The following is a 17,055-nucleotide window of genomic DNA, read 5'->3' as shown; positions in this document are numbered from 1 at the left end:
ATCCCCTAAAAAAGATTGAAGGCCCGAGGCTCCCAGTGGTCCTGCCCGCCGAGGAGAACCGGGATGAGGTTGATGAGATAGGGTTTGAGTATGGCCAGAGCGGTGGAGAAATGCGCCCCGGCGGGGAGCCCGGTCTTCTCAATGTGGCCCTTGGCCATCATGCTGGCGGGGAAGATGCTGCCGAAGAAGACCAAATTGCCCAGGACGTAGAGCCCCAGGCAGGCGGTGGGCAGGACAAGTGGAAGGATCAGCCGGGTGAAACGCGTGCGGGCGGGCACGGCGAGAGCGGCGGGGGTAAAGGCGAGCGCGCCCAGGGCAAGAGTCATCAGGGGCAACAGCAGGGCGTAGTCCAACCGGCTCAAGGCGGCACAGGAGAGCAGCCCACCCAGAACCAGCATCCGCTTTTGCGAAGGGAACTCGTCCTTGAGCGTGTAAGTGTAGGCGAGCAGGCCGACCAGCGAGGCGGCGGCCACGCCGCTTTCCATTCCCGTGTTCCAGTAGATAAACAGCGGGCTAAAGAGCAGCAGGGCCGCAAACACGGCCTTGTAGGCGAGCGCCCGCGGGCACAAACGCATGTAAGCCAGCGTCGAAGCCAGGACGAGCAGGAACCCGCCGGCGGAGATGGCGCGCAATTGCGCCAACCGGTCGGGCAGGACGCCCATAATAGCAACCGCGGCGCTCATCCAAAGCGGTTGAAATCCATTTGTCGCATTTCGGCCGTCGAGGGAAAAAACAAAGGAGCGTACAAAATTCTTGGCGGGAACCAGATAGTAGAACGCGTCCTCGGTAATCATCTGGCTCGCAAATCGATCCAGCGGCATGCGGGCCACGAGGAAATAGTAGACCAGCGTCGGGAACAATACGCAGAGGGTCAGAAGCAGCGGCGGCCACTGCGTGGGGGCAGGAGGTGGCGTCGGTACTGCAACAGAAGGCTGGGGCCGATGGCCCTTGGGTTCCGCCGCAACGGTTCTATCCGCGCGGTGAGGTTTATTGTTGGCCATGGCGGAGCGGATGATTTCCAGAACTCCATTTCGGCGGAGCTGGAGTGAAGAGCCATATTAACAGAGGTGGGCAGAAGGGGCGAAGTCCTTAATTAGGGAGGCAGGCGGATTACGGCCGCGGAGTTCTTGGAGGGCCGGATAAAGAGGATGGAGGGGCACTTCGTCCAACGCCAGCGTTGGTGAGTTTCGTCCTGATTTATCTGGATATTTTTCGGTGGGGCGTGCGTGGAGTCCGGTTCGAACCTAGGGGGCCGCATGAACAGGCGCGGGCAGGAACGAATCCGCCCGCGCCAAAAGGACCGTTAGCGCAGGAGCCAGAAGGCCACAACGGCTATGATCGCCAACACCAGCAGGATGCTCAACCCGATGATGAGCGGCATCATGGGGTTCGACTTCACCGCCGGCGCTGGTTTGGCTGGCGCGGCGGCCGGGGCGGCGGCGGGCGGGCGGGCGGGCGTGGCCATCATGCGAGTGAATTCACCAGGGCCGCCCTTGACGGTGGGCGCGACCGGAGCGGCCGGTGCTGCCGGTGTGGCAGGCATGGAGCTCTGCATCTGCCCATATGGTGTGCTGGGGGTGCGCGGCGCGTCGGTGGGCACCGGGGCTCCGGAGAAGATGCGGGTGAATTCGCCGGGCGCGGCGGGCGGCGGCGCAGCGGCCTGCGGCGTGGACGCTGGCGGGGTGAAGGTCTGACCGCTGTCAAACATGCCCATCAGGTCGTCGCGTTTGGGTTCGTTCCAGGACCCCGGGCCGGGCTGTGGCTTGGGCGCAAACGGGGCATCGGCGTTGGGCGGCAGGACGGGTGCCGACCCTGGCGTGGCGGCCCCGGGCTTCCATGTGGCGCGCAGCATGCGCGTAAACTCCCCGGGTTCCGCGGACGGCGTTGCCGCCGCGGGGGCGGACTGGGGCGGCCAGGATGGCATGGGCTCAGCGGGCGCGAGGGGCTCCTGAACCGGCGGCCTGTCCCAGGCTGACGCCGCTGGCTGACTGGGTGGCAAGCTGCCCACGGCCGGCGGTTCGCCCAATTGGGAAGTGCGAATCATGCGGGTAAATTCGCCGGTCTGTGCCTGTGGGGCCGGAGGCGGCGGCGCCGATACCGGAAGCGGCGGAGGTGCGGCCGGCTGGACAGGAGACGGGGCAGTGTAGTCGCTCTTCCGCATCATCCGCGTAAACTCGCCGGTGTGCGATTCAGCGGGCGGAACTGGCGCGGCAGCCGCGGGCAACGGGGGCGGAAGAGGAGCCACGGATGGAGCCGGCGCCGGGGACATGAACTCCTGCTGCCGGATCATGCGCGTGAACTCGCCGGTCTGCGATTCGGCGGGAGGAACGGGGGCTGCAGCCACGGGCAGCGGCGGCGGCGCGGCCGCTGGCGGCGGCGGGGGCACCACCGGCGCAGCCGCGGCAGGGGGTATGAACTCCTGCTGCCGGATCATCCGGGTGAACTCGCCGGTCTGCGATCCGGCAGGTGGAACGGGGGCGGCAGCCACCGGCAGCGGGGGCGGCGGTGCTGCCGGCTGGACAGGGGCCGGAGGGATATATTCGTGCTGCCGGATCATGCGCGTGAACTCACCCGGTTCTGAGGGCGGGGGCGCCATCGTCGGAACGGGCGGTGCGGCCACAGGCGGAGGCAGCGGCGGTGGCACTGGCAGGACGGGTTCGGATGCGGCAGCCGCGGGCGGAACAAACTGGCTGGCATGCAGCAACCGGGTGAACTCGCCCGGCTCGGACCCCGACGGCGGGGGCGCTGCTTCGGGCACGAAGGGCGGAAGTTCCGGCGCGGCAGGCAGCGGCGGCGGTGCTATGCCCGGCTGGGGCGGCGGGGCTTCGGCCTGGGACATCCGCAGCAGCCGCGTAAACTCGCCGGGCGTGGCGGCATCGGGCGCGGTGGGGGTGTCCGGGACGGCAGGCGCGGGAGGATTCTGCTGGGCCGCCTTGAATTCACCGGCATCCCACTGTGGAATCTGGATGCGCGTCTTGCCCGAAGGGGAGCCCAGGGCAGGCATCGCCCACTGTCCGGCCTTATTCAGATCGCCAGTGGGCGGTCCGGCGGGCGCGGGCGGCGTGTCGGGCGGTTGTGGCGCCGGAAGAGACGCAGCCGGCTGAGCCGTAACCGGTTGAGCCGGAGCAATTTCATGCTCTCCAGGGGCGACGCCTGCGGATGCGCCCAGCCAGGTGCGGAAAAGCACCGCCCCAGGCAGCAGCGACGTCACGATGAAGACAGCGCCTTGCCACTCGCCGATCTCGACGATGTGACACTGCTGTTCGGAGGGAAGCTGGCCGGCCTGCTTGAGCAGCGGCTCGTCCTCCGCTCCGCGTCCAGCCGGGAACAGGTGCAGCAGCAGAATGCGGCCTGACGTGCGTTCCTGCACGGGCACCGTCTGCTCGACACTCACCGTTGGGTCCGCCAACGGCTGCAGAAATTCATATTTGCGGTTCAGATCCATCGCCCCTCCGGACAATCCGTAGCAAACTACCAGATGCACGTTTATTATAAGTAGCGGACGCAATTTGCGCGCGTCCGACTTTGGACCGCAGTGCACTGGGAGCATCGCCGGAACATGAGATTCCTTTCTAGGGTGGTCTGGTCGGAGGGCATGTACCTTGGTCCACACCACTTTCAGGTACAGGGGCGCTACTTTGAAGACTCGCTTCACTTTGCGGCATCCGCACTCATGGGCCAGCCGTATGGGCTCATGGGCTGCCTCCTGGACCCTGACGCCCTATCCAACGGCACGCTTTCCGTTATCCACGCCCGGGGTATCTTTCGGGATGGACTCCAATTCCACATGCCCGAGTGCGACGCGGCTCCGGCTCCTCGCGCCATCGGGGATCTGTTTCCACCCATCCGCAGTTCGGTAGTCGTCCTGTTAGGCGTGCCGGAGCGGCTGGAGAACGGTCCAAACTGCTCAATGAACGAGGCGGGATCCCAAACCAGGTATGTGGCCAGGAACCGGCCCTACGCGGACGAGACCACCGGGCGGGACGAACGGACGATCGAAGTGGGGGGTAAGGACTTCCGCCTCCTGCTGGATACAGAACCCCAGGATGGGCTGGTGTGCCTGCCCCTCGCTCGGGTGATGCGGGACGGGGCGGGCCAGTACGTCTTCGATCCTTCTTTCGTGCCTCCGTGCCTGCAGATCGGCGCCAGCGAGCACCTGATGCTGCTGTTGCGGCGCCTGATCGAGATTCTGGGAGAAAAGAGCTCGACCCTGAGCCGCGCTCCGTCGGGCGGTGGCGACCGCTCGTCCCGCGAGATCGCCAACTTCTGGCTCCTGCACGCCGTCAACAGTGCTTTGGCCGCCCTGCGGCACCAGTGGACCTCCAAACGCGGCCACCCGGAGGAGATTTTCCTCGAACTGTCCCGCCTGGCCGGCGCGCTCTGCACCTTCAGCCTTGATTCGCATCCGCGCAATCTGCCGTCATTCGATCACGACAATCCGGGCCCCTGCTTCGACGCGCTGGACTATCACATCCGCACCCACCTGGAGATCACGGTCCCCACGCGGTGCATCGAGATCCCCCTGGTGCAGACCGCCTCATGTTTCTACGAAGGCGAGATCACCGACACGCGCTGCCTCGACCGGTCGTCCTGGGTCATCGCCCTGCATGCGACCACCGGCGACGCCGACCTGATCGAGAAGGGTCCGCGCCTGGTGAAAGTCTGCTCCGCCAAGTTCATCGGCGAACTCGTCAAGCGCGCCATGGCTGGTTTGCCCATGGCTCATCTGCCCATGCCCCCGCCCTCCGTCCCGATGCGGGTCGAGTCGCAGTATTTCAGCGTTTCGAAATCCGGCCCCTTCTGGGACAACATTATGGTGACCCGACGTGTCGGCATCTACGTGCCGGACGAACTGCCCGACCCCGACCTGAAGCTCTTTGTCGTTCTCGATGCGTGAGGCCTAGCCTATGTCACAGCCCCAAACTGCGGAAGCGGCCTCGCGCCGTCCCTCTAATTTGGCATTGATCCTGCAGGAAGCGATCACCGCCACCGTGCGCATCCGCTCGATGCCGCAGGCGGTTTCGAGTGAGGAAGCCTTCCGCCAGCAGATGCGCGAGGCGCTGAAAATCGCGGCGCAGGAGGCCCGCACGCCGGGCGGTTACTCGCCGGAAGACATCAAGATGGCGATCTTCGCCGTCGTGGGTTTCCTGGATGAGTCCATCCTCAAGGCCGGCAACCGGGCCTTCCGCGAGTGGCCCACGAAGCCCCTGCAGGAAGAGTTCTTCGGCACGCACCTGGCCGGTGAACTGTTCTTCCAGAACCTGGAGCGGCTGCTGCGGATGGAAGACTCGTACGAACTGGCCGACGTCCTGGAGGTGCACCAACTGTGCATGCTGCTGGGCTTCCGGGGACGCTACAGCGCCCGCAGCCCGATGGAGTTCCAGGGGGTGCTGAACACCGTGGCGGACAAAATCGCCCGGATTCGCGGGGAGTTTGGGCCCCTGACTGAGGCTTGGCGGTTGCCGAACGAACGGATCGTGCAAGGGGCCGATCCTTGGAGCAAGCGGCTGATGTACACGGCGATCGGATTCCTGGCCGTCACACTGCTGCTGTTCGCCGTGTTCAAAATGTCACTGGTTTCCGGCGTCTCCGACGTGGCGGCCATTCCGGTCCGAGTCCGGTAGGAGTTCACGATGCGAAAAGTCGTTCTCATTACGATCCTGATCCTCCTGCTCTGGCTGGTTCTTGCCTGGTTCATCGGCTCGTGGCTGGGGCTGCACGGCGGAGTGCTGTGGGGCCTGCGGATCTCTCTCTGGATCATCGGCCTGCTCACGGCCGGCTTTGTCATCTGGTTCTTCCGGCGCAAGGCCAAACGGGAACGGGAACTCGAAGAGGGGATGGACGCCAACGAGGGCGACGAGATCGCCACTCTGCTGCGGGAAGCTGAAAAGCGGCTCACCGCTGCCAGGAACGGGAAATCGACGGGGCTCGCAACTACGCCTGTCGTACTGATCGCCGGCGAACCGGGCAGCGCGAAAACGAGCGTGGTGCTGAGTTCCGGCATCGATCCGGAACTGGTGGCCGGCCGCGTCCACCAGGACAATATCGTCACGCCTACACGGGTCGCCAACATCTGGTTTGCCAACGGCATCGCCATGGTGGAGGCCGGCGGAGCGCTGACGCAGGACAAAGCGCTGTGGAACCGGCTCATCCGGGGCCTGCGACCGGCCCGGCTCGCGGGGATCTTTGGCAAGGGCGGCACGGCGCCGCGCGCGGCGTTGGTCTGCTTTGATGCCGAGACTTTTGCGCATCCGGGCGGCGCGGAGACGGCCGCGGCGACGGCCAAGAAGCTCCGGCAGCGGCTGGCCGCCCTCAGCGAAGACCTGGGCATCAATCTGCCGGTTTACGCGCTGTTCACCCGCATGGACCGCATTCCCGGCTTCCTGGAGTATGTCCGCAACCTGAGCAACGAAGAGGTGAGCCGGGCGCTGGGCGCGACACTGCCGCTTTCCGCCAGCCAGCAGGCCAGGACGTACGGGGAAGAACAGACAGCCCGAATCTCGGCCGCCCTTGAGGGCCTGTTCAAGGAACTCGCCAACTATCGGCCTCCATTGCTGGCTCGCGAGAACGACGCCAATGCCCTGCCCCCGACTTACGAATTCCCACGCGAGTTCCGCAAGCTGCAGGCGCCCATCGTGCAGTTCCTGCTCGACTTGTGCCGGCCCAGCCAGCTTTCGACCGGACCGTACCTGCGCGGATTCTACTTCTCTGGAGTGCGGCCGGTGGTGATCCAGGAGTTCACGGGGACGACTGACCTGGCGGCTCCGGGCTCCGCCCAGGGCGGCGTGCCCAAGGCGACTACCATTTTCCGTGTCGGTCTCGAGGCCAACAAGCCGCAGGGGCAACAGGCTCCGATGGTCACCAGCCGGCGTGTGCCTCAGTGGACCTTCCTGGGCGCGCTGTTCCACGACGTGATGTTGGCTGACCAGCTTGCCTTGGGAGGCAGCACGTCCAGCACCAAGACAAACTCGGTGCGGCGCGTGGGACTGGCCCTGGCGTCCTTCTTCTGCCTGGTGATGAGCATCGGGATGATCGTTTCCTACGTGCGGAACCACGCCCTGGAGGCGCGGGTGCTGGAGGCCGCCAAGGGGATCAACTCCGCGGAGTCGACCGGAGCAGACCTGCCCTCAGCCGACGCGCTGCGCAAACTGGACACGCTGCGCAATACGCTCATCACGCTGGATACCTACAAGCGCGACGGCTCCCCCTGGAGCTTCCATTGGGGGCTCTACACGGGCGACAGCCTCTATCAACCGGCGCGCAAGGTGTACTTCGACCGCTTCCGGCAATTGTTGTTCGGGCAGACCCAGGCATCGATCCTGACGTTCCTGCGGAAGCTGCCGCCGGCCCCCGGGCCCGATTACAACCCGACCTACGACGCGTTGAAGGCCTATCTCATCACGACGGCCCACCATGACAAGAGTTCAGCCGCCTTCCTGACACCGGTACTGATGAAGTTCTGGAGCGAGGACCGCGGCGTCGATGCGGAACGCATGAAACTGGCGCAGGATCAGTTTGAGTATTACGCCCAGGCGCTGCAGGCCGAGAATCCGTACACAAACGAGAACGACGCGGCGACGATTGAGACCGCCCGCCACTACCTGGTGCAGTTCGGCGATCTGATGCGGGTCTATCGCGCCATGCTGGCCGACGCCGCCAAGAGCGGGCCGCCCATCAACTATCACAAGCGCTTTCCCGGCGCCGACCAGGCGATGACCGATCAGCGTGAAGTGCAGTCCGCCTTCACGAAGGCGGGCTGGGAGTTCATGAAGGGGGCGATTAAGAACCCCGACCGGTATTTCAGCGGCGAGCAGTGGGTGCTGGGCGACCAGGTCACGTCGAAGATCGACCGCGCCAAGCTGATCGAGCAACTACAGCAGAAGTACAATACCGACTTCACCGGCGAGTGGCGGGCGTTCCTGCGCGCCGCCTCCGTGCAGCGCTATGCCAATATCGCGGATGCCTCCAAGAAGCTGACGCTGCTGGCGGGCAATCAGTCGCCGCTACTGGCGCTGCTGTGGCTGATCTCGCAGAATACGGCCGTGGACGGGCCGGCGGTAGCGGAAGTCTTCCAGCCGGCGCAGGCCGTGGTGCCGCCGGCCAGTACGGACCGCTACATTGCGCCGCCGAATCAGAACTACATGAACGCCCTCATCGGGCTGCAGACCTCGCTGGAGAGCATTGTGGGGCAGCCCGCTCCAAATGAAGCGGTGGCCGGACAGATCCTGGGCAACGCGTCCACGGCAAAGCTGGCCGCGCGGCAACTGGCGCAGACATTCCGGCTGGATCCCGACGGTCACGTCGAGGCGCAGGTCCAGAAACTGCTTGAGGATCCGATCACTAACATTGAAGGGCTGCTGCGCGGTTTGGGTCCGGCGGAGCTGAACGGCAAGGGCAAGGGTGTGTGCGCGCAGATGAGCGCGGTTTGGAACAAGTATCCGTTCGATCCGAACGCGACGTCGGAAGCCACGCTGGCCGAGGTGAACGGACTGCTGCACAAGCCGGATGGGGCGCTATGGGTGTTCTACGAGACCAGCCTGTCGAAGCTGATGCAGAAGCAGGGCCAGCAGTATGTGCCCAACCCGGCGGGCGGCATCAACCTGAATCCGGCGTTTGTCTCCTTCTTCAACCAGGCGGCGGCATTGTCGGATGCCCTCTATGCGGGCGACTCGAAGGACCCGCATGTGGCGTATACGCTGAAGCCGGCGCAGAGCGAGGGGATCCAGAGCCTGTCGCTGCGGCTGGACGGTCAGGCGGCCACGTTTGGCGCGGGCGACTCGACGCCAAAACGCTTCACCTGGCAGGGTCCGGGTGCGCACGAGGCGAAGGCGGGCGTGCGCTTCGCCGGCAGTACGGACATCACCTGGTTCGACAAGGACGGCGTCTGGGCGCCGTTCCACTTCTTCACGGAAGCCGAGCAGTTCCAGCCTTCGGGCAACGGATACTCGGTGTCGTGGATCATCCGCGCGGGCAAGGAAGCGATGAAGCTGCCCAACGGTAAGCCTCTCACCGTCCGCTTCGACCTGAGCATGGAGTCGGCCCCGCCGATTTTCATGAAAGGCTACTGGCGCGGGCTGCGCTGCGTGGGCGAAGTCGCGAAATAAAGCCGCTTGCGGCCGGCCGGAATTCTGCGTAACATCGCCACAGCTTCATGCCTGGCGCGAAAGCGAAGAAGTATCGCGCGCTGCTGCTGTGTTGCGGCCACATGGATCGTGGCGACGACGCCATTGGTCCGCTCTGCGCCTCGGCGCTGGAAGATCGCAGGATCCCGGTGCGCAACGTGCAGGGTGAAACTTCGGAAATGCTGGATGCCTGGCAGCAGGCGGAAAGCGTGATCGTCGTGGACGCGATCTCGAGCCGCAAGACACCCCCGGGCACGCTGATCCGCATCGACTCCGCCGACGCGGCGTTCCAACCGGAGGCCGCTCGCTGTTCCACCCACGGCCTGGGGCTCGCGCAGGCGGTGAAGCTAGGCCGGGTGCTGAAGTGTCTCCCGGAGAAGCTGATTCTGATGGGCCTGGAGGCGGAAAGCTTTGAGTGGGCCGCTACCCTGTCGCCTCCCGTGGCCGCCGCCATGCCGGCGTTGCTGGATGCGATCGAGGCCGAGTGGCGGAAGCTGACTATCGCCCCGGCGCGGGCGCGGCGTTAGCCTTCAGCCCCACCTGATGGTCGGCGAAGTCCTGGACTTGGAAGTCGAATTGCCGCATCAACCGCGCGCGGTCCTGGATCCTGGCGCATTCCACGCAGAAGAGGGCGCAGGGCTGGTAGTCCGCCGGCTCCACTTTGGTCCCTTCCTGGCGGAGAAAGCGGATCTCGCGCTCGCCGGTGAACCCGCCCAGCAGGACGAACGCCGGGTAATAGAAGTGGCTGCGGCCGCCGATCACGGCGACCTTTCGGCAGCCGCTGTTGGCAATGGAGGAGCTTGCCGCCTCGTAGGATGGCCCGTCGGCGCGGCGCTCCGAGAAGAGGGTGGCCGTGCGATTTACGTCAAAGATACTGTACGGACCGGTCAGTGGCCGGAGGGTATTCTGGGTCGAAGCGTAAAGCGCAACCCCGCCGAAGAGCACCAGCACCGGGGCCGCCGTCCACTTGGAGGGCAGGCCGCCAAGCATCCAGCCCGCCGGGATCGCCGCAAAGACGAAGATCGGCAGGTGTAGCCGGGTATGCCAGGGCTGCCACCTCAGGTAGCCGCTAAACAGAAGAAAGGCCACAACGGCCGAAGCCCAAAGGGCCAGGATCAGACGGCCGTCCGGCTTGCGCCACCCGGGTACAGCCACCAGGGCGAGTCCTATACATAAGAGGAGATGGGCCGTGTTCGACATGCCGCCTTCGCCCCAATAGAAAGGTTGAAGGTGGAAACGGGATCCCGGCCAAAGCGACCGCTGGTCGTCGGGATCCTCACCCAGGCCGCTGACGGCTGAGCGAAAGCCGTTGTCGAGGGACTGGTGGAGGCGGTCCGGGCCTGTATTGAACTGGACGGCGAGGTTCCGGATGACGTTGGCAGCGATGCCGGTGGCGGTGAACCGCTCGCATTCATAGCCGAATAGCATGTCGCGATTGCCGATACGCGGCCCGGTGATGCTGCCATATTCGCGGTAACTGCGGAGCCAGAACGGTCCGGCGACCAGCACAATCAAGGCGATCATCACGCCCGATTGACGGAACAAAGCCATCCAGGCGTTGCGCTTCCAGGCCACCAGGAGACAGAGGCCGAAGGCAGGTAGGAGAAACCACGATAAGGACTTAGTGAGTAGCGACAGGGCCGCGGCCAAAGCCAGCAGCGCCGCATGGCGGCGGGTGGCTTCCTGCTCGAACACCAGGGCGAACGCGAACGCAGCCATAAGCCAAAACGTGACAGTGACGTCATTCTTAGCCCCGGTCGCGACCAGGATACCCTGCGGGAGTGTCGCAGCCAGAAACAAACCCATCCACTGCCCGCGGCGTTCGGCGCCTAGCAGTTGCAGCGAAAGCGAGACGGCGGCCAGAGCCCCAATCCAGGCGAACCATTGGGTGGCATTGGCGAGCTGATCGTCCTGCCCCAGGACGGCAAAGTTCAATTGAATGATCTCGTTACCAGGCGGCATGAAGTTCATGTTCGCCATATGGGTGGGGAAGAACTCGAGGGTCCGGTTCTGCAGCCAGACCATGACGCGTGGCATGTGGTAGGCCATGACGTCGTAGGTGTTCGGAGCGCAGTTCAAGGCGGTGACGCCGAGGATCACGGCCAACAGGGCGGAGACACCGGCCAGCGCTCGCGTCCAGGGGTCCATCGCCCGCCATTCTGCCCTCACCAGGCTCCATAACGAGGCTGGCCTCGAGCGACTTCGGAACAGGATCAAAGCCAGGCCCGCGCAGGCCGCCAGCCAGATAGAGGCAAGCGCGGTCCGTTGCAGGGCGTGGAACGCGCCAAGCGCTTCCGTCACGACAACGGTGAACGCCGTCCACACCGTAGCTGCCGCCAGAAAGGCGAGGCGCAGGCGTTTGAGCCGGCTTCTAACTACCTGAAACAGCAGCAGGAACGCCGCTAAGGGAAGATATTCGAGCATGGTCGTCCGGAAGGGCCAGTATAGCGGAGACGCCTCTCGTCCGGCCGCCGCGCTGCGGTATACTCCGCGCATGCCTTCCAGACGCACCTTTCTGAACTCCGCCGGGGCCGCCACCATCTACCGCCTGGTCGACTCCGCTCCAGCCCGGGCCGCCACGGCCGCTCCCAGCGACACGGTGAATCTCGGTTTCGTCGGCGTGGGCATCCGCGGATCCCAACTGCTGGAAGAGTTCTCTCAGATACCAGGGGTGAATCCCGTCATCGCCGCCGATCTCTACGACGGGCATCTGGATCATGCCAAAGAGTTCACGCAGGGCAAGATTCTGACCACCAAGCGCTATGAGGACGTGATCGGGCGTAAGGATCTCGATGCAATCGTCATCGCCGTACCGGACCACTGGCATAAGCAGATGACCCTGGAGACGCTGTCCGCCGGCAAGCACGTCTACATCGAGAAGCCGATGACCTGGTCGCTGCAGGAGGGTCCGGAGATCATTGCCGCCGAGAAGAAGGCCGGCAAGGTGCTGATGGTCGGCAGCGGCGGAAAGACAACCACGCTGGTCGCCAAAACGCGGGAACTGGTGGCAGCAGGCGAGTTGGGCGCCGTACGGCAGGTGCGGATGATGCAGTACCGCAACTCCAAGGAAGGCGCCTGGGTCTACCCGGTACCGCCGGACGCCTCGCTCAAGACCATCGATTGGGACCGCTTCCTCGGCTCCGCGCCGAAGCGGGCATTCAGCCCCGAAGTGTTCTTCCGGTGGCGCTGCTGGTGGGAGTATTCGGGCGGAGTCGCCACCGATTTGTTTGTCCACCTGCTCACGACAATGCACGAGGTAATGAACGTGCAGGCGCCGGTCTCCGCTGTCTCGCAGGGCGGGCTCTACCGCTGGAAGGACGGGCGCACCGTACCCGATGTGATGGAGTCGCTGTTCGAGTACAAAGAGGGCTTCATCGCCCAGGTCAGCGTGAATCTCAACAATTCGTCGCGGTCGCCAGCGATGCAGATCTTCGGCGAGAAGGGGACGCTGACGCTGGAGGCGTCAGGCATCACGATCACACCGGAGCCGGAAGACTACGATATCCAGATGTACGGCTCGTCCGCTCTCTCGAAGGCCACCAGGGACGAGTACCTGAAATCAAGGGATGCCGACAAACCACGGCCGGCCAGGCCGGAACCGAAGGTGATTCCCGTGGAGGCCGGCCCCGGACACGGGTCCTATTTCATCCAGAGCATCCGCGAATCGAAGCCAAGCCGCGAAAACGCAACCGAGGGCCACGCCGCCGCCGGGGCCGCGCATCTGGCGAATATGGCCTACCGTAAGGGCCGCAAACTGACCTGGGACTTTGCCACGAATCGCGTCAGCGAGGGCTGAGTGTGGACCTTTGGAGTTTCGACCGCAGGCGGCTGATCCCTGTAACTCCCTGAAAGGTAGGGAGCTACGCCAAGAACGGAGGCCGGGGCGCCGGCGCCGGGCGAACTCGGGCTGCGGTCGTTTGAAACAGTACCTAAACTCCCAGGACCAGATTGTCGATCAATAAGTATTGTTTCAAGGACAAAAAACTGCCGGACGTGGGTTCCTGGCCGGCCGGGCAGCCACTGCCCTTGGTGTAGGCGTCTGGGGGGTCCTCACCGTCGCGGGGCTGGCAGTGCTCGCCGCGCACCAGCTTCAGCCCGGCAAGTCAGCGGAACTGCACCGGGCCTGGCCGGCGGCCTCGAGTTTTGCTCGCGACATGACGAGGCCCACGCTGGTCATGCTGGCGCACCCTGGTTGCCCCTGCACACGGGCCAGTCTACGCGAACTGGAACGGATCCAAGGCGAAGCGGCGGGCCGCCTGGCGGCGCACATCATTTTCCTGGCGGTCACCGGGGTCCTTGACTCACAATCCGCCTCAATTGCCATGGCTCGTGCGATCCCTGGCGTTCAGGTTCATCTGGATTCCGCACCGGACGAGGCCGCGATCTGGGGCGCCCGCACCTCCGGCCAGGTCTTCCTGTATAGTCCCGACGGCCAACTGCGCTTCAGCGGCGGCATTACCCCAAGCCGCGGGCATGAAGGCCTGAACATAGGCCACAGTGCCATCTTGTCCTTTGTCCGGACGGGTCGGCTGGGCACCGTCCAGGCGCCGGTCTTCGGCTGTTCGCTGCTGGGGGGCTCATGAACGAGCGGGCCGCCGAACTCTTCCGGAAGCACCAGCATCGCCTGCATGTCCGGACCGACCGGATGCTGGCGGTTCTCCTGGTATTCGAGTGGCACTTCGGGATTCTCCTGGCCATGCTGGTCTCGCCCATCGCCTGGGACGGCCGGGTGAAGTCGACCCACCTCCACATCTGGGTTGCTCTATTCCTGGGCGCCCTGGTCGCCAGCCTGCCCGTATTCCTCGCAATACGAAAGCCCGGAGCGGTCTTGACCCGGCATGTCATCGGCGCCGCGCAGATGCTGATGGGCTCGCTGCTCATCCACTTCACCGGCGGACGGATCGAGACCCACTTTCACATCTTCGGCTCACTGGCGTTTCTCGCCTTCTACCGCGACTGGCGCGTGCTGGTCACGGCTTCGGCGGTCGTGGTCGCCGATCACTTCGCGCGCGGCCTGTGGCTGCCCTACTCCGTATACGGCGTCGTGTCGGCCAGTTTGTGGCGCAGCCTGGAGCATACCGCCTGGGTCGTCTTCGAGGACGTCGTGCTGATCATGGCCTGCCTGCACAGTGAGCGCGACACAGCGGAGATCGCGACGCGCCAGGCGGAACTGGAAGAGACGCAGGAAGCGATTGAGCAGCGCGTGCGGCAGCGGACGTCGGAACTCTACGCCAGCCGCGAAGCGTTGTCGAAAGCGAACTCGGAACTCGTTGTCGCGCGCGACCAGGCGCTGGAGAGCACACGGTTGAAAGCGCAGTTCCTGGCCAACATGAGTCACGAGATCCGCACTCCGATGAACGGAGTGATCGGCATGGCAAGTCTGCTGCTGGAGACGCCGCTGAGCTCCGAGCAGCGCTGGTATGCGGATATGGTGCGCCACTCCGGCGAAGCACTCCTGGGCGTGGTCAACGACATCCTCGACTTCTCCAAAATCGAAGCGGGCAAGCTTGATCTGGACGAAGTGGAGTTCAATCTGCAGGAGTTGGTGGAAGAGGTAGTGGAACTCCTCTCCAGCCCGGCGCACGCGAAGAGTATCGAGGTCAGCTACTTCGTCAGCCCCAAGCTGCCCCACTTTGTCTACGGCGACTGCGCAAGGATCCGGCAGATCCTGACCAATCTGCTGGGCAATGCCATCAAGTTCACCGATCACGGCGAAGTCGCTGTCCGGGTTGTGCCGGCGGCCGGAGCAGCGGAACCCGCTCCGGTTCGCTTTGAAATCCGCGATACGGGCATCGGGATCGATCCGGCGGTGCAATCGAAGCTATTTGAGTCGTTCACACAGGCGGATGGCTCGACCACCCGGCGTTTCGGCGGAACCGGCCTGGGCCTGGCCATCTCAAAGCGGCTGACGGAGCTGATGGGCGGTTCGATTGGATTCTCCAGCAAGCCGGGCAAGGGCTCAATCTTCCGCTTTGACCTGCCGCTGCCCGCGGGCCAGACTATCTCAGGCGATTCTCCGCCCGCCGCAAACCAGCTCGCCGGGGTGCGACTGCTGGTGGTGGACGACAACGAAACCAATCTCCATATCGTCGAGCATTGGCTGCAGGAGTTCGGGGCGGAGGTGGTGCTGGCCGAAACCCCGGCGGCCGCCCTCAGCCGGCTAGCCGAGGCGGCATCGAACCATCGACCCATCCAGGCCGCCATTCTGGACTTCGGCATGCCTGTCATGAACGGCATGCAACTGGCGCGGGAGATTCTTTTGAATCCGGCGTACAGGAAAATGCCGCTGGTGCTGCTCACTTCCTATGTCGACAAGTCCTATCGGACTGAAGCGCTAGAGATCGGCTTCGCTGCGTACCTGCCGAAGCCGACGCGCAAACGGAAACTGTTCGAATGCCTGATCTCAGTCCTCGGCCACGCGCCAGAACCGGAAGATATGGCCCTCCAACCAGTCGGGCGGGAGGCGCTGGGGCTGAAGGTGCTGGTCGCCGAGGACAATCCTGTGAACCAGATGGTGGCGCGGCGCTTCCTCGAAAAGCTGGGGTGCACCTATGAGCTGGCGCAGGACGGCAGGGCGGTGCTGGATGCCTGGACGCGAAGTGCATACGATCTGGTGCTGATGGATTGCCAGATGCCGGTGATGGATGGGTATGAGACCGCGGTGGAACTCCGCCGGCTGCAGGGTAACGAGGGCCATGTGCCGATCATCGCCATGACGGCCAGCGCGCTGAAAGGTGACCGGGAGCGGTGCCTGGCCGCAGGCATGGACGACTATGTCGCGAAACCGATCCAGTTGGACCAACTGGCGGAGGTCCTGCTGCGCTACAGGCCCACCAGCGATTCCAAACAAAAAACGGACTCGTGAGAATTCCGGGCTCGGTGGAGCGAGAGCCGCCACGCCGAGCCCGGAGCCAACCTGCTTACTGAGCCGGCGGCATGTGGCTCATCTCAGCATTCAGCGAGTAGATGGTGTATTCCACGCTGGTCAGCATCGAACCCATTTTGGCCAGATATTTCTGAAAGCCCTCTTCGCCCAGGGCCTTCCGGATGGCGCTAGGCTGATCGAGTTCACTCCAGCCGCTCATGCCGGTATAGGTGTGGATCTCATTCGTCGGCGCGCCAAATCTCGTGCGAGCCACACCCCACGTGGTTGCTCCACCCTTCTTCACCGCAGGCAACGTCTCCTCCTTCAGCATCGCCAGAACGTCGTTCAACTTTCCGGGTTCGGCGCGCAGTTTGCCAGACTGGACGAACGGAGGCGGCGTTCCCGGCCTCGGCAACGAGATGTCAGGTTGAATTTCGTCGATAATGCGCTCCATGCTCTCGATGCACGCATTCATGCGGCTGGTGAGATTCGCCATGGCGGCCGCATGCTCCGCCATCTTCGGATCCGGGCTGGTCGTGAGCTCGGACCATTTCTGGTGGAAGCGCACAATCCCCACTTCACGCGGTCCCGATTGCGCCACCCACACCGTGAAGTAGCGCTCTGAGCCGGCCTTCTTCAGCAGCGCGGCACGCTCGCGCATGACCGCGTTGAAATCGTTGATGCGATCCGGCTTCAGGCGATAGCGGACGATGCTTCGAATCATCCGCTGCTGCTGCGCTGGGAGCGGCAGCAGGAGAGCCAGGCATCCCAGCGACAACACGCACGCGCGGCGCGTCATTGTCATTTGCAAACTCGTCGACATAGGTAGTCACCTCTACTACGGTTGACCGCGCACACCAACGGCGTCCTGACCCGGTGCCGCCTGCAGCGCGATGATGGTTGATAATCCGGCCTGGAAGACCGGAACCCAGTGGTTCTTTACACTACGCCCACAAGGCGCTAACACGAACCGAAATCTCTCAGGGAATATCACAAGATAGCCATCCACCCAAACTGGGGCTTTGCCGCCAAGCCATTGAGCCACAGGCGGCTAGGGCGCTTTCCCGC

The 17,055-nt window shown here is 64.3% G+C and carries 11 protein-coding genes; 7 read left to right on the top strand and 4 right to left on the bottom strand.

All coding sequences use genetic code 11. The annotated features are described in order from the left end of the window. Positions 1 to 5: 5 nt before the first annotated feature. The gene (locus IRI77_RS00210; protein ID WP_194450087.1) at positions 6 to 1,001 is read right to left on the bottom strand and encodes a hypothetical protein; all 996 of its coding nucleotides are present in this window, start codon (positions 999 to 1,001) and stop codon (positions 6 to 8) included. A gap of 302 nt (positions 1,002 to 1,303) precedes the next feature. After that, positions 1,304 to 3,445: a hypothetical protein gene (locus IRI77_RS00205; RefSeq protein WP_194450086.1), complete on the bottom strand. Its 2,142-nt coding sequence runs from the start codon at positions 3,443 to 3,445 to the stop codon at positions 1,304 to 1,306. Between the two features lie 114 nt (positions 3,446 to 3,559). Between IRI77_RS00205 and tssK the strand changes: the two genes are divergently transcribed. Genes tssK through IRI77_RS00185 form a run of 4 tightly spaced genes read left to right on the top strand, consistent with a single transcriptional unit; the run spans position 3,560 to position 9,649 of the window. Continuing rightward, entirely contained in the window at positions 3,560 to 4,897 is a 1,338-nt protein-coding gene (tssK, locus tag IRI77_RS00200) for a type VI secretion system baseplate subunit TssK (protein ID WP_194450085.1), read from the top strand. A gap of 10 nt (positions 4,898 to 4,907) precedes the next feature. Next, a complete protein-coding gene (locus tag IRI77_RS00195; RefSeq protein WP_194450084.1) occupies positions 4,908 to 5,624 on the top strand; it encodes a DotU family type IV/VI secretion system protein in 717 nt (238 codons plus the stop codon). 9 nt (positions 5,625 to 5,633) lie between these two features. Continuing rightward, a complete protein-coding gene (locus tag IRI77_RS00190) occupies positions 5,634 to 9,104 on the top strand; it encodes an ImcF-related family protein (RefSeq protein WP_194450083.1) in 3,471 nt (1,156 codons plus the stop codon). 47 nt (positions 9,105 to 9,151) lie between these two features. Next, complete coding sequence (locus tag IRI77_RS00185; RefSeq protein WP_194450082.1) at positions 9,152 to 9,649, top strand: hydrogenase maturation protease; 498 nt, start codon at positions 9,152 to 9,154, stop codon at positions 9,647 to 9,649. Here IRI77_RS00185 and IRI77_RS00180 read toward each other — a convergent pair. Further along, positions 9,621 to 11,618, bottom strand: a complete 1,998-nt coding sequence (locus tag IRI77_RS00180; RefSeq protein ID WP_194450081.1) for a glycosyltransferase family 39 protein — start codon at positions 11,616 to 11,618, stop codon at positions 9,621 to 9,623. The genes IRI77_RS00185 and IRI77_RS00180 overlap by 29 nt on opposite strands. Between IRI77_RS00180 and IRI77_RS00175 the strand changes: the two genes are divergently transcribed. The 3 genes from IRI77_RS00175 (at position 11,617) to IRI77_RS00165 (ending at position 15,987) form a co-directional block, all read left to right on the top strand. Further along, entirely contained in the window at positions 11,617 to 12,918 is a 1,302-nt protein-coding gene (locus IRI77_RS00175; protein ID WP_194450080.1) for a Gfo/Idh/MocA family protein, read from the top strand. The genes IRI77_RS00180 and IRI77_RS00175 overlap by 2 nt on opposite strands. 169 nt (positions 12,919 to 13,087) lie before the next feature. Next, positions 13,088 to 13,705, top strand: a complete 618-nt coding sequence (locus IRI77_RS00170; RefSeq protein WP_194450079.1) for a thioredoxin domain-containing protein — start codon at positions 13,088 to 13,090, stop codon at positions 13,703 to 13,705. Continuing rightward, entirely contained in the window at positions 13,702 to 15,987 is a 2,286-nt protein-coding gene (locus IRI77_RS00165) for a response regulator (RefSeq protein WP_194450078.1), read from the top strand. The genes IRI77_RS00170 and IRI77_RS00165 overlap by 4 nt, the downstream gene beginning before the upstream one ends. A gap of 55 nt (positions 15,988 to 16,042) precedes the next feature. On the opposite strand, the gene IRI77_RS00160 is transcribed toward IRI77_RS00165, so the two are convergent. Further along, positions 16,043 to 16,792 carry a hypothetical protein gene (locus IRI77_RS00160; RefSeq protein WP_194450077.1) on the bottom strand — a complete coding sequence of 250 codons (750 nt, stop codon included), beginning with the start codon at positions 16,790 to 16,792 and terminating at the stop codon, positions 16,043 to 16,045. Positions 16,793 to 17,055 lie beyond the last annotated feature (263 nt).

The organism is Paludibaculum fermentans (genome assembly GCF_015277775.1).
Lineage (GTDB): Bacteria > Acidobacteriota > Terriglobia > Bryobacterales > Bryobacteraceae > Paludibaculum > Paludibaculum fermentans.
This window is presented reverse-complemented; position numbering and strand designations above follow the sequence as displayed.